The 17354-nt window shown below is 41.3% G+C and carries 12 protein-coding genes; 9 read left to right on the top strand and 3 right to left on the bottom strand.

Annotated elements, in window-relative coordinates:
* The first annotated feature begins 184 nt into the window (after positions 1-184).
* The 7 genes from dnaA to J8Z28_RS00035 all read left to right on the top strand — a co-directional run bounded on the left by dnaA (position 185) and on the right by J8Z28_RS00035 (position 9869).
* Complete coding sequence (dnaA, locus tag J8Z28_RS00005; protein WP_062564601.1) at positions 185-1582, top strand: chromosomal replication initiator protein DnaA; 1398 nt, start codon at positions 185-187, stop codon at positions 1580-1582.
* 13 nt (positions 1583-1595) lie between these two features.
* Positions 1596-2699, top strand: a complete 1104-nt coding sequence (dnaN, locus tag J8Z28_RS00010; protein ID WP_054563760.1) for a DNA polymerase III subunit beta — start codon at positions 1596-1598, stop codon at positions 2697-2699.
* A gap of 6 nt (positions 2700-2705) precedes the next feature.
* Positions 2706-3800, top strand: coding sequence for a DNA replication/repair protein RecF (gene recF / locus J8Z28_RS00015; RefSeq protein ID WP_054563761.1), 1095 nt, complete (start codon positions 2706-2708; stop codon positions 3798-3800).
* A 12-nt stretch (positions 3801-3812) separates the two neighbouring features.
* Positions 3813-6239 (top strand): DNA topoisomerase (ATP-hydrolyzing) subunit B, encoded by a 2427-nt coding sequence (gyrB, locus tag J8Z28_RS00020; RefSeq protein WP_054563762.1) that lies wholly within the window; start codon positions 3813-3815, stop codon positions 6237-6239.
* Positions 6240-6380: 141 nt separating this feature from the next.
* Positions 6381-7280 (top strand): glycine--tRNA ligase subunit alpha, encoded by a 900-nt coding sequence (glyQ, locus tag J8Z28_RS00025; RefSeq protein WP_054554789.1) that lies wholly within the window; start codon positions 6381-6383, stop codon positions 7278-7280.
* An 8-nt stretch (positions 7281-7288) separates the two neighbouring features.
* Positions 7289-9358 carry a glycine--tRNA ligase subunit beta gene (gene glyS / locus J8Z28_RS00030; RefSeq protein ID WP_062564602.1) on the top strand — a complete coding sequence of 690 codons (2070 nt, stop codon included), beginning with the start codon at positions 7289-7291 and terminating at the stop codon, positions 9356-9358.
* Positions 9359-9419: 61 nt separating this feature from the next.
* Positions 9420-9869, top strand: coding sequence for an early set domain-containing protein (locus tag J8Z28_RS00035; protein ID WP_062564603.1), 450 nt, complete (start codon positions 9420-9422; stop codon positions 9867-9869).
* 211 nt (positions 9870-10080) lie between these two features.
* Here the strand turns inward: J8Z28_RS00035 and tusA are convergent, their stop codons facing one another.
* From tusA to fadB, 3 genes are all read right to left on the bottom strand, one after another.
* Complete coding sequence (gene tusA, locus J8Z28_RS00040) at positions 10081-10320, bottom strand: sulfurtransferase TusA (protein WP_055199314.1); 240 nt, start codon at positions 10318-10320, stop codon at positions 10081-10083.
* A 153-nt stretch (positions 10321-10473) separates the two neighbouring features.
* Complete coding sequence (gene fadA / locus J8Z28_RS00045; protein ID WP_062564604.1) at positions 10474-11640, bottom strand: acetyl-CoA C-acyltransferase FadA; 1167 nt, start codon at positions 11638-11640, stop codon at positions 10474-10476.
* A gap of 5 nt (positions 11641-11645) precedes the next feature.
* A complete protein-coding gene (gene fadB, locus J8Z28_RS00050; protein WP_054554783.1) occupies positions 11646-13805 on the bottom strand; it encodes a fatty acid oxidation complex subunit alpha FadB in 2160 nt (719 codons plus the stop codon).
* Positions 13806-14000: 195 nt separating this feature from the next.
* Between fadB and J8Z28_RS21960 the strand changes: the two genes are divergently transcribed.
* A complete protein-coding gene (locus tag J8Z28_RS21960) occupies positions 14001-15887 on the top strand; it encodes a transglycosylase SLT domain-containing protein (RefSeq protein ID WP_054563767.1) in 1887 nt (628 codons plus the stop codon).
* A 93-nt stretch (positions 15888-15980) separates the two neighbouring features.
* Complete coding sequence (gene pepQ / locus J8Z28_RS00060) at positions 15981-17303, top strand: Xaa-Pro dipeptidase (RefSeq protein WP_062564615.1); 1323 nt, start codon at positions 15981-15983, stop codon at positions 17301-17303.
* The last annotated feature ends 51 nt before the right edge of the window (positions 17304-17354 follow it).

Genomic DNA, 17354 nt, shown 5'->3' on the forward strand with positions numbered 1-17354 from the left:
GTTTTATTGTTTTATGTTGCTGAGATCATATTTTTCATAAAAATCAATCTTGTACTTGTGGATAAAGTACCTTCATAATAGTCGGTCTGGGCCAAGAAAGTTGGTCAAAGATTAGCAATAAATGTTTGATTTTCCATCATTAAAGATGAACGGGAATAAAAATTAAATCTCTGGGAGTTTAACTGTGTATCTGTCGGTTTGGCAAAGTTGTTTATATGTATTGCAAGATGAATTGCCTTCACAGCAATTCAGTATGTGGGTAAGACCACTTCAAGCAGAAAGTACCGAAGATACGTTGACTATATATGCACCTAACCGCTTTGTTTTGGATTGGGTGAGAGAAAAGTATTTAAACCGTATTAATGAACTACTCGTTGAAATTTGTGGTGATGAAGCACCTGAATTACGTTTTGATGTTGGTAGTAAACCTATTTTAAATGCCCAAGTGGCATCTGCACCGGCTGCAACAGAAGCAAGTGCATCTGTTCCACAACAAGCTGCTGAAAAGCAACAACCAAAACCTGAAAAAGCAGCGGTCGAACCTGCACCAAAATCAGGCTATAAATCAAACATTAAAGAAAATTATACCTTTGATAGCTTTGTTGAAGGTAAATCAAATCAATTAGCAAAAGCCGCAGCGACTCAAGTTGCAGATAACCCAGGTTCTGCATTTAACCCTGTATTTATATACGGTGGTACTGGCTTAGGTAAAACTCACTTATTACATGCTGTTGGCAACGGTATTATGGCTAATAAGCCAGACGCGAAAATTGTTTATATGCACTCAGAGCGATTTGTGCAAGACATGGTTAAAGCGCTACAAAATAATGCCATAGAAGAATTTAAACGTTATTACCGAAGTGTTGATGCATTGATGATCGATGACATTCAATTCTTCGCTAATAAAGAACGCTCACAAGAAGAGTTCTTTCATACCTTCAATGCTTTACTTGAAGGAAATCAACAAATTATCTTAACTTCAGACCGCTATCCTAAAGAGATAGAAGGGGTTGAAGATCGCCTTAAATCACGTTTTGGTTGGGGCTTAACCATTGCTATTGAGCCGCCAGAACTTGAAACGCGCGTTGCTATTTTGATGAAAAAAGCGCAGCAAAGTAAAATCAATTTACCTCACGAAGTTGCCTTTTTTATCGCGAAAAAATTACGCTCAAATGTGCGTGAATTAGAAGGGGCGTTAAACCGCGTTATTGCTAATGCAAACTTTACTGGTCGTCCGATTTCGATCGACTTTGTAAAAGAAGCGCTACGTGACTTACTTGCGCTGCAAGATAAACTGGTAACGATAGATAATATTCAGCGTACTGTTGCTGAGTATTACCGTATTCGTGTGTCAGATTTACTCTCTAAACGCCGTAGCCGTTCAGTAGCAAGACCACGTCAAGTGGCCATGGCATTATCAAAAGAACTTACAAATCACAGTTTACCTGAGATTGGCGACGCTTTTGGCGGTCGCGATCACACAACTGTATTACACGCTTGTCGTAAAGTTAAATCACTACGTGACGAAAGCCACGAAGTGAAAGAAGATTATCAAAACTTAATAAGAACCTTGTCATCTTAAGGCCGACTTTATTATGCAAATAACAATATCAAGAGAGCAATTTTTAAAACCTTTAGTTCAAGTGTCTGGTGCGATTGAGCGTAAGCACACCTTACCTATTTTATCGAACGTACTGTTAGTTGTTGAAAACGGACAACTTTCGATGACGGGTACCGATCTTGAAATTGAGTTAGTGGCGAGTGTGTTTGTCGGTGAAGATACCACAGATACGCAACTCACTTTACCAGCTAAAAAGTTACTCGATATTTGTAAAAGTTTACCTGATGGCTCAGACCTTACGTTAAGTAGCCAAGATCATCAGTTACTACTAACAAGTGGTAAAAGCCGTTTTTCTTTAACTACGCTGGCCGCTGAAGATTTTCCGAATCTTGAGCAGTGGGATGGTGAAGTTGAGTTTCAACTAACGCGTTTAGAGTTGCGTAAACTTTTAGAGAGCACGCACTTTTCTATGGCGAATCAAGACGTACGTTATTACTTAAACGGTATGTCATTTGAAGTTGATAACGCAGATATCAAAACAGTGGCTACAGATGGTCACCGTTTGGCAATTGCACAAAAGCAATTGCCACAGTCTTTAAATACACAACGTCAGTTAATTATTCCACGTAAAGGTGTACAAGAAATTATGCGCCTAATGGTGGCTGATGATGAGCTAGTAACCATTCAATTTGGTGCTAACCATATTCGCATTATTGATACTGAGTTTACATTTACTAGTAAACTAGTTGATGGTCGTTTTCCTGATTATCGTCGAGTATTGCCACGTGGTGGTGATAAAGTGATTACTGCTAACCGTGAATGGCTTCGTAGTGCTTTCCAACGTGTGTCTATTTTATCGAATGAAAAATTCCGTGGTGTACGTTTAAATCTGTCTGAAGGTTTATTAAAAATTACAGCAAACAACCCTGAGCAAGAACAAGCTGAAGAGGTGGTTGAAGTAATGTACCAAGGCGGCGAACTTGAAATTGGCTTTAACGTTTCTTATGTGCTTGATGTACTGAATACATTAAAAACAGAAGATGTAACCTTTACGCTTGCAGACTCTAATAGCAGTGCGCTAATTGAAGGTGCAGGTGACGAAGAAGCTATGTACGTTGTAATGCCGATGCGCCTATAAGCTTATATGAGTTTAAGTCATTTAAGCCTCAATAATTTTCGGAATATTGAGGCGCTGACACTTGAGCCGGTTAATGGCATAAACATTATCTATGGCGAAAATGGCAGCGGAAAAACCAGTCTCCTTGAGGCGATATATTTCCTTTCTCACGGTAAATCATTTCGTACCGCCAAACATAAAAATATCATTCAGCATCAACAAGACAAGTTTGTGATTCATGGTCGCAAAGCGCTGCATGATTTGTCTATTCCGATTGGTATAAGTAAAAACCAAGCGGGTGAAACGTCTTTAAAGATTCAGGGAAAAACGAGCCGTAAAATATCTGAATTAGCTCAACTAGTGCCGGTGCAAGTTATTACTCCAGAAAGCTATTCGTTGTTTTTTGGTGGCCCAAAAGAGCGTAGAAAATTTCTCGATTTAGGATTGTTCCACGTGGAACATGACTTTTTTTACTTGTGGCAGTCTTTTAATAAAGTACTGAAACAACGTAATGCTTTATTAAAAAGTAAACCTCGAGATTATTTCGAACAGATCAAGTTTTGGGATAAAGAATTTGTTAGACTAGCTGAACAAATAAATAATCTAAGAATCGCGTATATAAGTAGGTTTAAGCAGCAGTTTTTTGATAAAATGTGTGCAGAATTAACGCTTGTAAGCGATTTAGAAATTAACTTTCATGCGGGTTGGAAAGAGAGTGAAACGCTCTCAGAGGCGCTTGAGCAAAGCTTTGAACGTGATGCCAAACAAGGTTTCACAAGTAAAGGTCCGCATAAAGCTGATTTTAGTTTTAGTGTTTCTGGTAACAGTGTAGAAAATACCTTTTCTCGCGGTCAATTGAAGCTCTTGCTTTATGCGTTAAAAGTAACGCAAAATAGCTTAATTGAGTCAGAAACAGATAAGCAATCTATATTGCTAATAGATGACTTACCTTCAGAACTAGGTGAAGATACAAAAGAAAAAGTGGGTCAACTTTTGACTCATTGCGATTCGCAACTTTTTATCTCTTCAATTTTATCTGAAAGTATTTCTGCTGTGGTGGAACCCATGCAACGAGAACTAAAAATGTTCCACGTGAAACATGGCAACCTAATAACAAGATAAGTGGGATTAACCATGTCTGAGAATTACGATTCGTCGAGTATTAAAGTACTTAAAGGATTAGACGCAGTAAGAAAGCGTCCAGGAATGTATATAGGGGACACCGATGACGGTACAGGCCTTCACCATATGGTGTTTGAGGTTGTTGATAACTCTATCGATGAAGCCTTAGCTGGTCATTGTGATGATATTTTTGTAACGATTCACTTAGACGGTTCAGTCTCTGTAAGAGATAACGGTCGTGGTATTCCTACGTCTATTCATGAAGAAGAAGGTGTTTCAGCGGCTGAAGTTATCATGACGGTACTTCATGCTGGTGGTAAGTTCGATGATAACTCATATAAAGTATCTGGTGGCTTACACGGTGTAGGTGTTTCGGTAGTAAATGCACTATCTGAAAAGCTGCAACTGACCATTCGTCGTGAAGGAAAAATTCACCAACAAACATATACTATGGGTGTACCAGATGCGCCATTAGCTATAATTGGTGATGCAACAGACACAGGTACTGAATTACGTTTCTGGCCAAGTGGTGAAACATTCACTGACCTTAACTTCCACTACGATATTTTAGCAAAGCGTTTACGTGAGCTTTCGTTCTTAAACTCTGGTGTAAGTATCATTCTTACTGATGAGCGCGAAGAATCTAAGAATGACCACTTCAAATATGACGGTGGTATCCAAGCATTCGTAGAATATCTAAACCGTAACAAAACACCTGTACATAAAAGTGTTTTCCACTTTACCCATGAGCGTGAAGAAGACGGTATTAGTGTAGAAGTTTCAATGCAATGGAACGATGGCTTCCAAGAGAGCATTTACTGTTTCACAAACAACATTCCACAACGTGATGGTGGTACGCACTTAGCTGGCTTTAGAGCAGCATTAACACGTACGCTAAATAACTACATGGAAAAAGAAGGCTTTAACAAAAAAGCGAAAACAACAAGTAATGCAACGGGTGATGATGCTCGTGAAGGCTTAACTGCGGTTGTAAGTGTTAAAGTTCCTGATCCTAAGTTCTCATCACAAACTAAAGACAAACTAGTATCAAGTGAAGTTAAGTCTGCTGTAGAACAAGCAATGGCAGAAAAATTAACAGAGTTCTTATTAGAAAACCCTGTTGATGCTAAAACAGTTGTTGGCAAAATTATTGATGCAGCACGAGCTCGTGAAGCAGCACGTAAAGCACGTGAAATGACACGCCGTAAAGGTGCAATGGATTTAGCTGGCTTACCAGGTAAATTGGCAGACTGCCAAGAAAAAGATCCAGCACTTTCTGAACTATACATAGTGGAGGGTGACTCTGCAGGTGGTTCAGCTAAGCAGGGTCGTAACCGTAAAAACCAAGCAATTTTGCCACTTAAAGGTAAGATTCTTAACGTAGAAAAAGCACGCTTTGATAAGATGCTTTCTTCTCAAGAAGTAGCAACTCTAATCACTGCATTAGGCTGTGGTATTGGTCGTGATGAATATGACCCAGAAAAGCTACGTTATCATCGTATCATTATCATGACCGATGCGGACGTGGATGGTTCTCACATTCGTACCTTACTACTGACTTTCTTCTACCGTCAAATGCCAGAGATTGTAGAAAAAGGCTTTATCTATATTGCGCAACCACCACTTTATAAAGTGAAAAAAGGTAAGCAAGAACGCTACATTAAAGATGATCCAGCGCTTGTTGATTACTTAACATCATTAGCATTAAACAATGCTGCACTTTATACAAGCGAAGGTGCATCTGCACTTGAAGGTGAAGAGCTAGAAAGAATCGTTCACGACTATCAAAATACAGTTAAAGTGATTGAGCGCTTAAAACGTAAATATCCAAACTCGGTTATGGAACGTTTAATTTATCAAAGCGAAATTACCGAAGCTGATTTAGCAGATGAAGCAAAAGTTAAAGAGTGGACTAATACTCTAGTTGACGACTTAATTGCACGTGATGAAGATGCAACTATCTTCCATGCGGGCACTGAGCACGATACTGAGCGCAACATGTATTATCCTGTTGTGAATATTCGTCAGCATGGTGTGGATAAAGCTCATGTACTAAACCATGACTTCATCACATCGCGTGACTACAAACGCATTGCAGCGACAGGCGTAAACATTGCTAACTTACTTGAAGAAGGGGCATATGTTCAACGCGGTGAGAAAACTCTTGCTGTTGATAACTTTGTGGATGCATTAGAGTGGTTAATCAATGAATCGAAGCGTGGCCTTTATATTCAACGCTATAAAGGACTTGGTGAGATGAACCCAGATCAGCTTTGGGAAACCACTATGGACCCAGATGCTCGTCGTATGTTGAAAGTAACAATTGAAGATGCAGTAGCGGCAGACCAATTGTTTGCGACTCTAATGGGTGACCAAGTTGAGCCGCGTCGTGACTTCATCGAAACGAATGCGCTACGTGTAGTTAACCTAGACGTATAACGCGAAATTAAGAATTAAAAAGGAGCCAACTGGCTCCTTTTTTTATTGCTGAAAAAGCACAAACTGCTTAAAACCTTACTGCACACAAGGTATACTGAGAGCAATTTTCAGACTAAACGCACCAGATACTATAAGCCAAATATGCAAAAATATGACGTTAAAACCTTTCAAGGTTTGATCCTGGCTTTACAGGACTATTGGGCACAGCAAGGCTGTGTGATTGCTCAACCACTCGATATGGAAGTGGGAGCAGGGACATTTCATCCGTTAACTTTCTTAAAGTCGATTGGCCCAGAGCCAATGTCGAGCGCGTATGTTCAACCATGCCGCCGTCCAACTGATGGTCGCTATGGTGAAAACCCGAACCGTTTACAGCATTACTACCAATTCCAAGTTGTATTAAAGCCATCACCAGAAAACATTCAGGAGCTCTATTTAGGCTCTTTAGCTGCTGTTGGTATTGATACACTAACTGATGAAGTTCGCTTCGTAGAAGACAACTGGGAGTCGCCTACACTAGGTGCTTGGGGTTTAGGTTGGGAGATCTGGTTAAACGGCATGGAAGTAACTCAGTTCACTTACTTCCAGCAAGTAGGTGGCTTAGAGTGCTCACCAGTAACCGGTGAAATCACTTATGGTCTTGAGCGTTTAGCTATGTATATTCAGGGCGTAGATAGTATCTATGACCTAGTATGGGCAGACGGTCCTATGGGTCGTGTGACATACGGTGATGTATTCCATCAAAACGAAGTAGAGCAGTCAGCTTATAACTTCGAACAAGCGGATGTTGAGTTCTTATTTGCACAGTTCGATCACTGTGAAAAAGAAAGCGAAAAGCTAATTGAAGCAGGCCTACCATTACCAGCTTATGAGCAAGTAATGAAAGCATCACATGCGTTTAACTTATTAGACGCTCGTCACGCTATCTCAGTAACAGAACGTCAACGTTATATCTTACGTGTTCGTGCTTTATCTAAAGCATGTGCGCAAAGTTACTATGATGCCCGTGAAGCTCTTGGTTTCCCGCTTTGTAAGGATTAAGAATTAGCATGTCAGCAGAAAATTTATTAGTAGAAATTGGCACAGAAGAGTTGCCACCGAAAGCACTTCGTAAACTTGCTGAGTCGTTTGCTGAGAACTTAGCAACTGAGCTTGCAAGCTTAGAATTAAATCACCAAGGCGTTAACTGGTACGCATCACCACGTCGTTTAGGTTTACGTGTTAGTGCACTTGAAGCAAAACAAAGTGACAAGGTTGTAGAAAAGCGTGGTCCTGCAGTTGCAGCAGCTTTTGATGCCGATGGTAATCCAACTAAAGCAGCAATGGGTTGGGCTCGTGGTTGTGGTATCGATGTAAGCGATGCACAAACACTTGAGACAGATAAAGGCGCTTGGTTATTACATAAAGCACAGGTTGAAGGTCAAGCAACTACATCGCTTATGAGTGATGCAGTAAACAAAGCTCTTGCAAAATTACCTATCCCTAAACCAATGCGTTGGGGGGCAAATAAAACACAATTTATTCGCCCTGTGCACACAGCGACTATCTTATTTGGTAGCACGCTAATTGAAGGCGAGATCCTTGGTAAGCAAGTTGGCAACCAATTACAAGGTCACCGTTTCCATCATCCAGAAAAAGTAACAATCAACCACGCTGATGATGTGTTTGATGTGCTGAAATCTGCTTACGTTGTCGCTGACTTCGAAGCGCGTAAAGCACAAATTCGCGAACAAATTGAAGCAGCAGCTAGCGCTGTAAATGCAAAAGTAGCGATGGATGAAGACTTACTTGAAGAAGTAACATCCTTGGTTGAATGGCCAGTAACGTTGACTGCAACATTCGAAGAAGCATTCTTAGATGTTCCTTCAGAAGCGCTTATCTATACCATGAAGGACGATCAAAAGTACTTCCCGTTATTAGACCAAGATGGCAACTTACTTAACAAGTTCCTATTTGTTTCTAATATCGAAAGTAAAGATCCAAGCGTGGTAATTGCTGGTAACGAAAAAGTTGTTCGTCCTCGTTTAGCTGATGCGCAGTTCTTCTACGAAACAGATAAGAAGAAAACGCTAGAGAGTCGCTTAGAGTCTCTAGATACTGTTTTATTCCAAAAGCAACTTGGTACGTTGAAAGACAAATCTGAGCGTATTAGTGAACTTGCAGGTTACATTGCTGAGCAATTAGGTGCTGATGCAGAGCTGGCTAAGCGAGCAGGTTTATTAAGTAAAACAGACTTAATGACCGAAATGGTCATGGAGTTTACCGACGTACAAGGTGTAATGGGTATGCATTACGCTCGTCACGACGGTGAAGCTGAAGAAGTTGCACTAGCGCAAAACGAACAATATATGCCTCGCTTCGCGGGTGATAACTTACCAACAAATGTGATCAGCTGTGCGGTCGCAATTGCTGATAAGTTTGATACGCTGGTGGGTATTTTTGGTATTGGTCAAGCACCAAAAGGCGACAAAGACCCATTTGCACTTCGCCGTGCAGCAATTGGTGCATTACGCATCATGGTTGAAAAATCATTACCGCTAGATATCTTAGACCTTGTTGCTAAATCACAAACGCTATTCGGTGAAAAGCTAACGAACCTAAACGTATCAACAGATGTGTTTGAGTTTATGCTAGGTCGTTTCCGCGCATGGTATCAAGATGAAGGTATCGAAGTTGATGTCATTCAAGCAGTGCTAGCACGTCGCCCAACTAAACCAGTTGATTTCGACCGTCGTGTTAAAGCGGTAAGTCACTTCCGTACATTAGACGCAGCAGAAGCGCTTGCAGCAGCAAATAAACGTGTAAGCAATATCTTGGCTAAAAATGACATCACAACACAAGGTGATGTAAATGAGAGCCTATTAAGCGATGATGCAGAGAAAGTATTAGCATCACACGTTGCTAAGTTTGCAACTGAGCTTGCACCTCTGTATGCAAATGGCGATTACCAAGAAGCATTATCACAACTTGCGGGTATCCGTGAGAGTGTTGATAACTTCTTCGATAACGTCATGGTAATGGCTGATGACGAAGCGGTTAAACAAAACCGTTTAGCATTGTTAAGCCAACTAAGCCGTCTGTTTTTAGATATTGCTGATATTTCTGTACTTCAGAAGTAAGCAGTAGCCAATTAATAAAAGCCAGCTCAGTGCTGGCTTTTTTGTAGCATAAGGAACAGTAATGAAACGTGTAATTACTTTAGCATTAGCGGGCTTATTAACAGCCTGTTCTAGCCAAATGCAAATGCCAAGCATCGACGATATTCTGCCAAGCAAAGAGCTTGACCGTACTATGTACTTACGTGGTGATTTTACCTTGTGGGATGCTGAGCCGCAGTATAAATTAGAACAAGTTGCACCAGGCATATTTCAAACCGAGGTTAAGTTTTCAACGCCTGGTAAGGTATATGAATTCAAAGTAGCAGATGCTGATTTTAGCGAAGGCTATAACTGTGGTTACAGTGATATGGACCCAGCAGGGCAATCATTGGTTCTAGGCCAAGCCGCCAATGCCGACTGTAATACCATCTACAATTATTTCAGCTTTAAACCCGCTGCAAAAGGTGTGTATGTAGTGAGCTTTGATTACCGCAATAGTAATCAACCAAAAGTGACAGTAACAAAGAAATAGCTTTAAGCTTTCAGCTGTCAGTTTTAAGCCGATCGAGTGAGCGTTTAATATTGATAAATGCTCACTTTTAATTTTAATTGATTAACTCGAAACTCGAAACTCGAAACTCGAAACTCGAAACTCGAAACTCGAAACTCGAAACTCGAAACTCGAAACTCGAAACTCGAAACTCGAAACTCGAAACTCGAAACTCGAAACTCGAAACTCGTTGTTATAACCCTTTCTTCACCAAGTATCTATACGGTGCTTCTTTTACATCTTTTGCCACGAGAGTGTGATCCATAAAAGTACAAAAGCTTGGGATATCACGGGTGGTTGATGGGTCGTCGGCGATGATCAGTAATGTTTCGCCATCTTTCATTTTACGTACTGCGCCACGCACCATCATGACAGGTTCTGGACAACGAAGGCCAAGTGCATCTAATTGGTGATCGGGATTATCAAAACTCATGGCTGACCTTTTAGGTGAAAGAGACGATTATTAAGCGGCTATTTTAACTTTCTATTGCCGCCAGTTTCAATAAGTGAAAGCAAAGCAAATAAAAAAGGCGCACTGAGCAATTCAGTGCGCCTTTTTATCACCAAGATGTTTGGTGTGAGCTCGTTATTCTACGCGCTCAAATACAGTTGCAATACCTTGGCCTAAACCAATACACATAGTTGCTAGACCGTATTTAGCGTTCTTGTCTTCCATTAGGTGAACAAGCGTTGTGCTAATACGTGAACCAGAACAACCAAGTGGGTGACCAAGTGCAATTGCACCACCATTTAGGTTAACTTTTTCATCTACCACATCCATCAGACCTAGGTCTTTTAACACTGGTAGAGATTGTGCTGCGAATGCTTCGTTAAGCTCTGCAACATCGATATCGTCAATAGTGATACCTGCTTGTTGAAGTGCTTTTTGCGATGCAGGAACAGGGCCGTAACCCATGATTGATGGATCGCAACCTGCAACAGCCATTGATTTAATACGCGCACGAATAGGTAAACCAAGTTCTTTTGCTTTCTCTTCGCTCATTACAAGCATTGCTGACGCGCCGTCAGAAAGTGCAGAAGAAGTACCTGCCGTTACGCTACCTGATGCTGGATTGAATACAGGGCGTAGTTGCGATAAGCCTTCAACAGTTGTCTCAGGACGGATTACTTCATCGTCTTCAACTAAGATTAAAGAACCATCTGCATCGTGACCTTCCATTGGCAGGATTTCACGACGGAAACGACCTTCAACAGTTGCTGCGTGTGCACGTTGGTGTGAACGGTAAGCAAATTCGTCTTGTTGCTTGCGGCTAATGCCGTGCAGCGTAGCAAGGTATTCGGCAGTTAAACCCATTACGCCAGCAGCTTGTGCTACAGACGTTGATAAACCTGGGTGAAAATCATTACCGTGAGTCATAGGTACGTGACCCATGTGCTCAACACCACCAATGATGTAGGTATCACCAGCGCCAGTCATAATAGCGCGTGCTGCATCGTGTAATGCTTGCATTGATGAACCACATAAACGGTTAACTGTGACAGCTGGTACTGAGTGAGGGATACCGGCTAGTAGTGATGCGTTACGAGCAATGTTAAAACCTTGCTCTAAAGTTTGTTGTACACAGCCCCAGTAAATATCATCAATTGATGCTGGATCAACGGCTGGGTTACGGTCTAACAAACCTTTCATTAAGTGAGCACTTAAATCTTCCGCACGCTTATTTTTGAATACGCCGTTCTTTGAACGACCCATTGGTGTGCGGATACAATCTACGATTACTGGATTATTCATGTTTCTTATCCTTCCACCTTATAGAATACACGGCCTTCTTCGGCCCACTTGCGAGTTTCATCTGATACTTGGTAAATCGCACCTAAGTGAGCGTATTTGTCTGCTGTCGCAACAAAGTTCGCTAAACCAGTTTGATCTAAGTAACGGAATGCACCGCCTCTAAATGGAGGGAAACCAATGCCGTAAATTAGCGCCATGTCAGCTTCTTGTGGAGACGCTACGATACCTTCTTGTAAACAAAGTAGTACTTCGTTGATCATAGGGATCATACAACGGTCAATGATTTCTTGTTTGTCGAAATCTTTAGGTGCATCAGTGATAGCACTTAGTAACTCTGTTGCTGTTGCATCTTTTGCTTTTTTCAGGCGACCACGACGGTCTGGCGCGTATTGGTAGAAACCAGCACCATTTTTCTGACCAAAGCGTTTTTCGTTTGCAAATACAGTAACAGGGTCTTTATCTTGGCGAGCCATACGCTCAGGGAAACCGTCAGCCATTACACCTGTACAGTGGTAAGCTGTATCGATACCTACAACATCAAGAAGATATGCAGGACCCATAGGCCAACCAAATACATTTTCCATCACTTTATCAACTTTAGTGAAGTCAGCACCTTCAACAACAAGTTTGCTGAAACCTGCAAAGTAAGGGAATAGTACGCGGTTTACAAAGAAACCAGGACAGTCGTTTACAACGATTGGTGATTTACCAAGTTTTAATGCGTAATCAACAACCGCATTAATAGTAGCTTCTGATGTTTTTTCACCACGAATGATTTCTACTAATGGCATTTTTGGCACTGGGTTAAAGAAGTGCATACCACAGAAGTTTTCTGGTTTTTCAAGTGCCGATGCTAACTCGTCAATACGAATTGTTGAGGTATTTGAAGTTAGGATAGTGCCCGCTGGTAAGTCTTTTTCAAGGCCCGCAAGAACAGCTTGCTTCACTTTAGGGTTTTCAACCACAGCTTCAACAACGATGTCTGCGCTTTGTAGGTCCGCATCGTTTAGTGTTGGTTTGATCTTGCCTAAGGTAGCAACCATCTTATCCATCGCCATATGGCCACGTTGTACTTTTTTGCCAAGTAGCTTAGATGCTTCACCCATACCTAAATCAAGTGCATCTTGGTTGATGTCTTTCATGATAATAGGTGTACCTTTATAAGCAGACTGATATGCAATACCGCCACCCATAATACCTGCGCCTAATACAGCTGCTTGTTTGATCTCAAGTTCACTGTGTTTAGCTTGCTTCTTCGCTTTACCTTTAATGTATTGGTCAGCTAAGAAAATACCTGTTTGTGCAGCAGCTTCGCTTGTTGCTGCTAATTTAGCAAAGTTAGCGTTTTCAATCGCCATTGCTTCAGCGCGTTCACAGTTTGCTGCAGCTTTGATTGTTTTTACAGCCATAACAGGTGCTGGGTAGTGACCTTTTGTCTGACCCATTACCATGCCTTCAGCCATCGCAAAGCTCATACCTTGCTCAACACGGTTCATTTTCAGTGGCTGTAATTTTACTTGTCGTTTTGCTTGCCAATCTAGCTTGCCAGCAATTGCTTGCTCAAGTGTTGCAATACTTGACTCTAAAAGTTTGTCAGCACTAACTACTGCGTCAAAAGCACCTACTTTTAAGGCATCAGCAGCGCGGTTTTCTTTACCTGTAGTGATCCATGTCATCGCATTATCAGCGCCAATAAGGCGTGGAAGGCGAACTGTACCACCAAAACCAGGCATGATGCCTAGTTTAACTTCAGGTAGGCCAATTTTAGCGTTAGAGCTAGCAACGCGGTAATCGGTAGCAAGTGCCCACTCACATCCACCGCCAAGCGCCATGCCGTTTACAGCACTTAGCGTTGGGAAAGGTAAATCTTCAATTGCATCAAAAACGTCAGTTGCATTTTTGATCCATGCAACAAGTTCTTCTTGAGGTTTAGTGAAGGTAGGTAAAAATTCGAAAATGTCGGCACCGATAATGAAATGATCTTTATCGCTGGTGAACACCATGCCTTTGATATCTGAGTTTGTTGCCAATTCTTTTAATGCTAAAGCGCAATCTTGCAAGGTTTGCTGCGAAAGTTTATTTACTGAGCCGTCTGCACAGAACTTAAACTCGGCGATGTTGTCCTTGATGAAAGCAACTTCAAATGAATCGCTTTTATATAACATTATTATTCTCCCTAGTTTATTAACTAAGACTGGTACGATGAGTTTGCATTTCAATCAGTGTGCTTGCTTTAAAATGAAAATGCAACGAAAAATTTACTGCGCTTTATCGCGATTGGTTAAAATATAGCTGGTTTGGTGCTAAGGTGTAGGAGAAGTTTTTTGTTATTAATTCTTTAATTTTTGTTAAAGGTCATCATGAAAAAACAACTCCTTGGTTGGACAGCTGCCGCATTACTTTTTCCTTTTTTTGCAGCTGAAGCCAACGATAAACATGACGCTTTTTTAAAAGCAGAAAAAAAGGCGCGTTACGGTGATTATCAAGACATGAAAGAGGCGGCAAGTGGGCTTGACCACCCTTTGAAGCCTTATGTCGAAAAGGCTTATTGGCAACGTAATCCGAGCCTTAAACACCAGACAGAAATCGAAAACTACCTCAATGTTTACCAAAACACGCCACTAGAGTGGCCTGTACGTAAGGCATGGCTTAATTACTTAAAAAAGTACAACAAAAAAGCGGCTTATATTCGTAACTATCGCGAAACAAGCAATAACGAATTGACCTGTCCTTATTTAAGTTTTCAATTGGACTTAGGTGCGCCTGAAAAAGCCATCATGAATCAAGTGACTGATTTATGGGTGGTAGGAAAATCACAACCAAAAGAGTGCGATAAGTTGTTCTCTCTTTGGAAGAAAAAAGGTTACCAGACCGAAGAGCGGGTTTGGCAGCGCATTAGCTTGGCTGCCGAAGGGGGCTCATCAAGTTTAATTCCATACTTAAAAACATTACTGCCTCGTGCTGACCAATATTTAGCTGATTTATATTTAAAGGTACGCAAAGATCCGAGTGCTTCAGCGGGCCTTTATCGCTACAAGAAAAAATCTGCTAAAGAAGGGCAGATTGCGATTTATGGAGTTAAGCGCCTAGTATGGCGAGATAAAGACCTTGCACTGCGTGCCTGGGAAAAGCTCGAAACCATGTTCGATTACACAGACGAGCAAAAAGCGGATGTTTACTACAGTTTTGCCTTGTCGCTTGCTTCAAGTGGCCACCAACAAGCGCGCTTTTGGTTAAATAAAGTGCCTAAAGACCGTCAAACTAGAAAGTTAATGCAATGGCAACTTGGCAATATGTTAGAGAGACAAGATTGGTCTGGTATTGTGGCGTTTTTTACAGGCAAAGAAAACCTGAGCCTAGGTCAACAATATTGGTTGGCATATAGCTTAAACCAACGTGGTGAAGTCGAGCGTGCTCGTGAAATCTGGCAAACAGTGGCTAAAGAGCGTGATTATTACGGCTTTTTAGCATCTGCACGCTTAGGTATTCCGGTTAGCTTAAATAATAAAGAGATAAATATTAGTAATAAGCTAAAGCTTGAAGTGGCGAATGCTCCAGGCTTTAAGCGAGCTCGTGCTTTATATGAGCTTGAGCGCTTTACATCTGCGCGTCGTGAGTGGAATTATTTAACGGGTACATCAACCAAAGAAGAAAAGCTTGCTGCGTCATTGCTTGCTGCTGAACTTGATTGGTACGACAGTACTATCTACACCTTGGCGCAGTTAAAAGAGTGGGACTATGTCGACTTACGTTTCCCATTTGCGTTCAAAGATGTATTTGCAACATATAGCAGTCGCAGCCATATTGATGTTGCTTGGAGCATTGCAATTTCACGCCGTGAAAGTTCTTTTGCGCCCGATGCGCGTTCTCATGCCAATGCCCATGGTTTAATGCAGTTGTTGCCAAGCACTGCTAAGTATATGAATAAAAGCTCTGTATCACGAAAACAGTTATACCAGCCTCGTACTAATATTCGCCTAGGTAGTGAGTATTTGCAGTATTTGAAAAAGAAAAATCATGGCAACGAAATCTTGGCAACGGCTTCTTATAATGCGGGTTATCATCGTATTAAACGCTGGATCCCAGAGCAAGCTATGCCAGCTGAGCTGTGGATTGAGTTAATTCCTTATACAGAAACACGAAACTACGTTAAGAATGTATTTGCTTACAGACAGGTTTATCACACTCGATTAGGACGCGATGGCAATGTTCTAGCGCCAATTCTTGATATGTCGATGGGTGGTTAAACTCGATTTGTCACACTATCCTCCCTCAGTTGGGGGATAGTGCTGGCTATGATAGACTGCCAACAAGTTAAATTTACTAAAGATGGGTTTACTATGGATAAATTAGCGGTGTTATACGCCGAACATATTGCAACCTTGCAACAACGCACTCGAACAATTACAGAGCGTGAAGGTTTAGAAGGATTAGTAATTCACTCAGGTCAGGCTAAACGTCAGTTTTTAGATGACATGTATTATCCGTTTAAGGTGAATCCGCAATTTAAAGCTTGGTTACCAGTGATCGACAACCCACATTGTTGGATTGTGGTTGATGGTGCATCTAAGCCGAAACTGATTTTTTATCGTCCTGTCGACTTTTGGCATAAAGTGCCTGACGAACCACGTGATTTTTGGGCTGAGTATTTTGATATTGAATTATTAGTACAGCCAGATCAGGTAGAAAAGCTACTGCCTTACGATAAAGAAAAGTTTGCCTATATCGGTGAATACCTAGAAGTAGCGCAAGCGCTGGGCTTTAGTATTATGAACCCAGAGCCAGTTATGAACTACCTTCATTTTCATCGTGCTTATAAAACGCAGTATGAGCTTGAGTGTTTACGCCAAGCTAACCGTATCGCGGTAGATGGCCACAAAGCAGCACGCGATACGTTTTTTGCTGGTGGTTCAGAGTTTGATATTCAGCAAGCTTACCTCATGGCTACCCGCCAGAGTGAAAACGAGATGCCTTACGGCAATATCGTTGCACTAAATGAGAATTGTGCAATTTTACATTACACGCATTTTGAGCCTAAAGCGCCGCAAACGCATCACTCTTTCCTTATTGACGCAGGTGCAAACTTTAATGGTTATGCTGCTGATATCACACGTACTTATGACTTTAAAAAGTCAGGTGAGTTTAGCGACTTAATTAAAGTAATGACTGAGCATCAAATCGCTTTAGGTAAAGCATTAAAGCCTGGCTTGTTATACGGTGAATTGCATTTAGATTGTCACCAGCGTGTAGCGCAAGTACTAAGCGACTTTAATATTGTGAAGTTACCAGCCGCTGAAATTGTTGAGCGTGGTATTACGTCGACGTTCTTCCCGCATGGTCTTGGTCATCATCTTGGTTTACAAGTTCACGATATGGGTGGCTTTATGGCTGATGATACAGGTGCGCACCAAGCACCACCTGAAGGTCATCCGTTCCTACGTTGCACTCGCTTAATCGAAAAGAACCAAGTATTTACTATTGAACCTGGTTTATACTTTATCGACTCGTTATTAGGTGACCTTGCGCAAACTGACAACAAACAGTTTATTAACTGGGGAAAAGTTGAAGAGTTTAAGCCATTTGGCGGTATCCGTATTGAAGATAATATTATCGTTCATGAAGATAGCCTAGAAAACATGACTCGTGATCTACACTTAGATTAACGATAAAGGTTAGTGAATATTGGGGCCAATAGGCCCCATTTTTTTAGATAA

The sequence above is a fragment of the Pseudoalteromonas sp. SCSIO 43088 genome, from assembly GCF_023650795.1.
GTDB lineage: Bacteria > Pseudomonadota > Gammaproteobacteria > Enterobacterales > Alteromonadaceae > Pseudoalteromonas > Pseudoalteromonas shioyasakiensis.

Bases quoted from the DNA above. Each gene is read 5' to 3' on its own strand.
- fadB (WP_054554783.1), bottom strand. From the start codon at position 13,805: ATGTTATATAAAAGCGATTCATTTGAAGTTGCTTTCATCAAGGACAAC.
- pepQ (WP_062564615.1), top strand. From the start codon at position 15,981: ATGGATAAATTAGCGGTGTTATACGCCGAACATATTGCAACCTTGCAA.
- J8Z28_RS21960 (WP_054563767.1), top strand. From the start codon at position 14,001: ATGAAAAAACAACTCCTTGGTTGGACAGCTGCCGCATTACTTTTTCCT.
- recF (WP_054563761.1), top strand. From the start codon at position 2,706: ATGAGTTTAAGTCATTTAAGCCTCAATAATTTTCGGAATATTGAGGCG.
- glyS (WP_062564602.1), top strand. From the start codon at position 7,289: ATGTCAGCAGAAAATTTATTAGTAGAAATTGGCACAGAAGAGTTGCCA.
- dnaN (WP_054563760.1), top strand. From the start codon at position 1,596: ATGCAAATAACAATATCAAGAGAGCAATTTTTAAAACCTTTAGTTCAA.
- J8Z28_RS00035 (WP_062564603.1), top strand. From the start codon at position 9,420: ATGAAACGTGTAATTACTTTAGCATTAGCGGGCTTATTAACAGCCTGT.
- glyQ (WP_054554789.1), top strand. From the start codon at position 6,381: ATGCAAAAATATGACGTTAAAACCTTTCAAGGTTTGATCCTGGCTTTA.
- gyrB (WP_054563762.1), top strand. From the start codon at position 3,813: ATGTCTGAGAATTACGATTCGTCGAGTATTAAAGTACTTAAAGGATTA.
- fadA (WP_062564604.1), bottom strand. From the start codon at position 11,640: ATGAATAATCCAGTAATCGTAGATTGTATCCGCACACCAATGGGTCGT.
- tusA (WP_055199314.1), bottom strand. From the start codon at position 10,320: ATGAGTTTTGATAATCCCGATCACCAATTAGATGCACTTGGCCTTCGT.